A 5,006-nucleotide genomic window follows, 5' to 3' on the forward strand; every position below is an offset into this window, starting at 1 on the left:
TGTAGAGAAAACCATTATCAAAGAACGCTCTCCTGTTCTGGACATGGGTAATCTGGTGCATGCACTGGCGTTGCAGCCAGAGCAACTCGATGAAGAATTCAGCGTTGAACCCGTAATTCCGGAAGGCGCATTTACCACCACGGCAACGATCCGCGCGTTTATTGATGAGTACAACGCCAGCTTGCCAGCACTGCTGAGTGCTGACGACATCAAAACATTGCTCGAGGAATACAACGCCACTCTGCCTGCTCAGATGCCGCTGGGTGGTTCAGTCGAGGAAACTGGCCAGAGCTATATGTCGCTGCCCGAAGAGTACCAGCGTATCGAAGCGGATCAGAAGCAGACCGCAACGGCGATGAAAGCCTGCATCAAGGAATACAACGCCACTCTGCCTGCTCAGGTAAAAACCAGTGGTAGCCGTGATGCGTTACTCGAGCAATTAGCAATCATCAATCCTGACCTCGTGGCACAGGAAGCACAGAAACCGACGCCACTGAAAGTGTCCGGTACCAAAGCGGATCTGATTCAGGCTGTGAAGTCTGTTAATCCGGATGCCGTCTTCACCGACGAACTGCTGGATGCGTGGCGCGAGAATCCGCAAGGGAAAGTGCTGGTCACCCGTCAGCAACTGAGCACTGCGCTGGCTATTCAGTCGGCATTACTGGCACACCCAACCGCCGGGATGCTGCTTCAGCATCCGAGCCGCGCTGTTGAGGTGAGCTACTTTGGCTTTGACGACGAAACCGGTCTGGAAGTCCGCGTTCGTCCTGATCTGGAGATCGACCTGGACGGCGTGCGCATCGGTGCCGACCTGAAAACCATCAGCATGTGGAACGTTAAGCAGGAAGGCCTGCGCGCCAAGTTGCACCGGGAAATCATCGACCGTGACTACCACCTGAGCGCCGCCATGTATTGCGAGACCGCGGCACTGGACCAGTTCTTCTGGATTTTCGTCAACAAAGACGAGAACTACCACTGGATCGCCATCATCGAGGCATCCGCCGAACTGCTGGAGCTGGGCATGCTCGAGTACCGTAAATCAATGCGCGCTATCGCTACCGGCTTTGACACTGGCGAATGGCCAGCGCCGATCACCGCTGATTACACCGACGAACTGAACGACTTCGACCTGCGCCGCCTTGAAGCGCTGCGTCTGGCTTAAGGGAGGATTTGACAATGCAAAATACCAACATCATTACGACCGAGCAGGCACCAAACACCATTTCCGCCAGCAACGCTGTGTTCAACGTGCAGGCACTCGGCCAGCTTACCTCTTTCGCTGAATTGATGGCGCAGTCTGCCGTCACCGTCCCCAAACACCTGGCGGGGAAACCCGCCGACTGTATGGCTATCGTCATGCAGGCTATGCAGTGGGGAATGAACCCATATGCAGTTGCCCAGAAAACGCACCTGGTGAATGGCGTTCTGGGTTACGAAGCGCAACTGGTTAACGCAGTGATTTCCAGTTCCAGCGCCATCATTGGTCGCTTCCATTACGAATATGGCGGTGACTGGGAGAAGATCGCCGGGAAAAAAGACGGCCGTGATGAATTAGGCCTGTTTATCCGGGTTGGCGCCGTACTGCGCGGAGAAGAAGAAATCACCTGGGGCGAGCCAATCTACCTAGCAGATATCACCACACGTAACTCGCCACTGTGGAAAACAGCGCCGAAGCAGCAGATCGCTTATCTGGCAGTGAAGTACTGGGCTCGCCTGTACTGCCCAGAAGTCATCCTCGGCGTCTACAGTCCAGATGAAGTTGAGCCACGCACTGAGAAAGAGATTAACCCAGCACCGAAGCACGTTAACCTGGCTGATATCTCAGGTGACACCGTCACAACCACGCAAAGCGCACAGGAATCGTCGGTAAATATCGACTCACTGGCTGATGATTTCCGCGAACGCATCGATGCTGCTCAGGATGTTGATAGTGCAAAAGCACTGCGCGCTGATATCGAAAGCGCGAAGGCCACGCTCGGATCTGCCCTGTTCACCGAGCTGAAGAATAAGGCAGTGAAACGCTATTACCTGGTTGATTCACGTAACAAGGTTGAGGCCGCGATCAACTCCCTGCCGTCTCCGGACGAACCGGATGCAGCTGAACGGTTTAGGGAAGTTGAGCGAGTTCTTGCAACTGCGAAACGTCATCTGGGCGACGAGCTGCACGATCAGTTCAGCATCACCCTGGCGGATATGAAACCGGAATACGTTGGTTAACTGGGTTGGGAGGGTCCGCCCTCCCACTGAGGAGATGTAATGCGACTGATTAACCGAGCCAATCAGCAATCCCCGTTAGCGCGTCAGGCATGCGACATAGCACTTGCCACTCATGCAGAACGTTACGGCGACTATGGCCGCAGCAAGATGAAGGAGACGTACACGGTGAGAGTTGAAGGTGTGAAGGTCTGGGTGGAGGTAGTGAACCGTAAGGCCAGCTACGTGGCCACGGCGATGACAGGTATGCGCCGGTTGCGTGCGTTGCCGGGTCAGGTTTCTTGATATTACTTTTGGAAATGGCCCAGTTCGGGCCATTGGAGAAAAACGATGGATGATATTTTGCTGACGTCAGACCTGACCAGTCGATATAAAATCTCACGTAAAACCCTTTGGTCATGGCAAAGCACAGACACGATGCCGCGGGGTTTTGCGAAGCCGTTCCCCGCCCCGGACTTTCCCGGTAATCCTAACCGCTGGAAGTCGGAGTCAGTCAAAGAGTGGGAAGGTGTGAAACAGCCAATTAACTGAACGGCTCACCGATGATGTTTTCAAGATGGCTCTGCCAAACGTGGAGCCAGTGTTTTTGATCATCGATGTAGTCATGCAGGTTATAGTGCGCCATCACGCCAACCATTTGGTGACCAAGTAACTTTTCAATCACATGCGGCGGACAGCCAAGTTCTGAAAGATTTGTTGCGATTGTTCTTCTCATATCATGGAGAGACCAGGGCTCCATACCGGATTCTGACCAAATATACCTGGCGTAGTTCGAAGCAACTGGCGGATGAACCGGGACGTCTTTAATTTCCCCATCCAATAAGCGCTGTGAAGTGACTAAATGCTTTGTGTTGATCTTCTCAAGATGATTTTTTACCAGTCCCACCGCAGCATCAGAAAGAGCCCTTCTCATGTGCACTCGCGTTTTGTAACTTCCAGCAGGAACTATCCATTCATTTTCATCCAGCTTGAACCATGACCTTTCGCTTAACCGAATCTCTGCCGTCCTACAGCCGGTCAACATAATAAATTTCACAAGAAACACGGACTCTATGGACATGCGGTTTTGCAGCCACCGATAAATAGCCACCAGCTCACGATCATCCAAGCGCCGCGTTCTCTTTTTCGGTTTTTGGCCAACGTCAGTGGGTAGCAATCCCTCGAGCGGATTGGTCGATATTACGCCTCGGTTAATACAGAACCTGAATGAGCGTTTGCACAGCGAAAGCATATAATGAGCCATCACCCTGCTTTCAATCTGATCAAAAACATCTATCCAGTGCCTTTTTGTCGAATTGTCGACTTTGACGTTTCGCATCGGTTCGGCGATATGCTTGGCAAATACCAACTGATAATAACCTGTCTTTGTCAGTTGATTAGCGATGCAGTGTTTCTCGATCCAATAATTGAATGCTTCCGATACGGCCATGGAACCTTCGCGGGTCAATTTCTCCAGCTTTACTTGCTCTCGGGGATCGAGTCCTTCAGTAAGCCAGATTCTGAATTGCTGACGCCTTTCCCTTGCCTGAGCAATACTCATTGCTGGATAATCGCCGACATTGAGTTTTACAGCTTTGCCTGCCCATCTGTACCGGTAGAAGAAAGAGACCTTTCCGGCCAGACTGATTCTTGCGTTGAGTCCGTGAGAATCTGAAATAATTTCGATATCATCGCGTTTCTTGCCAAGGGCCTTCCTGAGCTTTGTGTCAGTGATCATTGAATAGGTACACATTTGGCTTTTGAGTACGCAAAAGTGTACACAAAACTCATTACTCAAAGATACCCACAATGTAACACTTGTACTCGGAGTGTGATAATTGGAAGGCTGAAAGGCAGGCGGCAGAAGGGTTCAACGTAACAGAACGTTTTTATGCGAAATTCTTCGAAATGGGCTGAATGACAATACAAGAAAGTATTTTAAAAAACAGAACAAACGCAGACATTGGGCACCGCCAGCGGTGCCCTTTTGGGATCAGATGCTGTGGATCGCAAACAACAACGAGTTACGCTGGTGGTTGAGAACGCACTTCCTGATGGTATGGATACGCATATTACGACGCGATTGTCCTTCAAGCCAACGTGCTTTACGGCGGCTAGCCTGACGCAGCATCCGCCAGCGTCCCACTTCCGTTCTACTACGCTTCATGTTAACTACTCTTCCAGTCACTGAGCGGCCATTATAACGCCAGACCGAATGCAGACCAGTGGTTTTCCCGTGTTTTTATTTGCCAGATTAATCCTGATGCGTAAACTCTTAACAATACGCTTTCAAAAGGATTTTTAAATTTATGACAACCTTCTACACCGTGGTGAGTTGGCTGGTCATTCTGGGTTACTGGGTACTCATTGCTGGCGTAACGTTACGCATTCTGATGAAGCGACGCGCAGTGCCCTCCGCAATGGCCTGGCTGTTGATCATCTACATTCTGCCATTGGTAGGAATTATTGCTTATCTGTCCTTTGGTGAACTTCACCTGGGCAAGCGACGTGCCGAACGCGCCCGGGCGATGTGGCCTTCAACCGCCAAATGGCTGAACGACCTCAAGGCCTGCAAGCATATTTTTGCCCAGGAAAACAGCAGCGTCGCCTCTTCGTTATTTAAACTGTGCGAGCGTCGTCAGGGTATAGCTGGCGTAAAGGGAAACCAGCTGCAGTTGCTCACCAGTTCAGATGACGTGATGCAGGCGCTGATCCGTGATATTCAGCTGGCGCGCCACAACATCGAAATGGTGTTCTACATATGGCAGCCAGGCGGTATGGCCGATCAGGTAGCCGAGTCGTTAATGGCTGCC

The 5,006-nt window shown here is 51.5% G+C and carries 6 protein-coding genes and 1 pseudogene; 5 read left to right on the forward strand and 2 right to left on the reverse strand.

All coding sequences use genetic code 11. From position 1 onward, the window contains the following. From FDW94_RS23855 to FDW94_RS24680, 4 genes are all read left to right on the forward strand, one after another. Window positions 1–1,162, forward strand: a 1,162-nt coding sequence (locus tag FDW94_RS23855; RefSeq protein ID WP_249358299.1) for a PD-(D/E)XK nuclease-like domain-containing protein, incomplete at its 5' end; no start/stop codon positions are given. A 14-nt stretch (window positions 1,163–1,176) separates the two neighbouring features. Next, the gene (locus FDW94_RS04300; protein ID WP_137377192.1) at window positions 1,177–2,217 is read left to right on the forward strand and encodes a RecT family recombinase; all 1,041 of its coding nucleotides are present in this window, start codon (window positions 1,177–1,179) and stop codon (window positions 2,215–2,217) included. 39 nt (window positions 2,218–2,256) lie between these two features. Then, entirely contained in the window at window positions 2,257–2,499 is a 243-nt protein-coding gene (locus FDW94_RS04305; RefSeq protein ID WP_047415379.1) for a DUF4060 family protein, read from the forward strand. Between the two features lie 45 nt (window positions 2,500–2,544). Then, window positions 2,545–2,745, forward strand: a complete 201-nt coding sequence (locus tag FDW94_RS24680; protein WP_008322518.1) for a hypothetical protein — start codon at window positions 2,545–2,547, stop codon at window positions 2,743–2,745. Here the strand turns inward: FDW94_RS24680 and FDW94_RS04315 are convergent. Then, window positions 2,738–3,931: a site-specific integrase gene (locus tag FDW94_RS04315; protein WP_057064858.1), complete on the reverse strand. Its 1,194-nt coding sequence runs from the start codon at window positions 3,929–3,931 to the stop codon at window positions 2,738–2,740. The two genes, FDW94_RS24680 and FDW94_RS04315, sit on opposite strands and share 8 nt — an antisense overlap. A 255-nt stretch (window positions 3,932–4,186) precedes the next feature. Continuing rightward, window positions 4,187–4,360 (reverse strand): YciY family protein, encoded by a 174-nt coding sequence (locus FDW94_RS04320; protein ID WP_122984013.1) that lies wholly within the window; start codon window positions 4,358–4,360, stop codon window positions 4,187–4,189. A gap of 142 nt (window positions 4,361–4,502) precedes the next feature. Between FDW94_RS04320 and clsA the strand changes: the two are divergent. After that, window positions 4,503–5,006: pseudogene (gene clsA, locus FDW94_RS23860) on the forward strand (cardiolipin synthase ClsA); the annotation flags it as partial.

The organism is Citrobacter sp. wls757 (assembly GCF_005280935.1).
Taxonomy (GTDB): domain Bacteria; phylum Pseudomonadota; class Gammaproteobacteria; order Enterobacterales; family Enterobacteriaceae; genus Citrobacter; species Citrobacter portucalensis.

Excerpts from the sequence above, each read along its gene's own strand:
- FDW94_RS04300 (WP_137377192.1), top strand. The coding sequence starts at position 1,177 with ATGCAAAATACCAACATCATTACGACCGAGCAGGCACCAAACACCATT.
- FDW94_RS04305 (WP_047415379.1), top strand. The coding sequence starts at position 2,257 with ATGCGACTGATTAACCGAGCCAATCAGCAATCCCCGTTAGCGCGTCAG.
- FDW94_RS24680 (WP_008322518.1), top strand. The coding sequence starts at position 2,545 with ATGGATGATATTTTGCTGACGTCAGACCTGACCAGTCGATATAAAATC.
- FDW94_RS04315 (WP_057064858.1), bottom strand. The coding sequence starts at position 3,931 with ATGATCACTGACACAAAGCTCAGGAAGGCCCTTGGCAAGAAACGCGAT.
- FDW94_RS04320 (WP_122984013.1), bottom strand. The coding sequence starts at position 4,360 with ATGAAGCGTAGTAGAACGGAAGTGGGACGCTGGCGGATGCTGCGTCAG.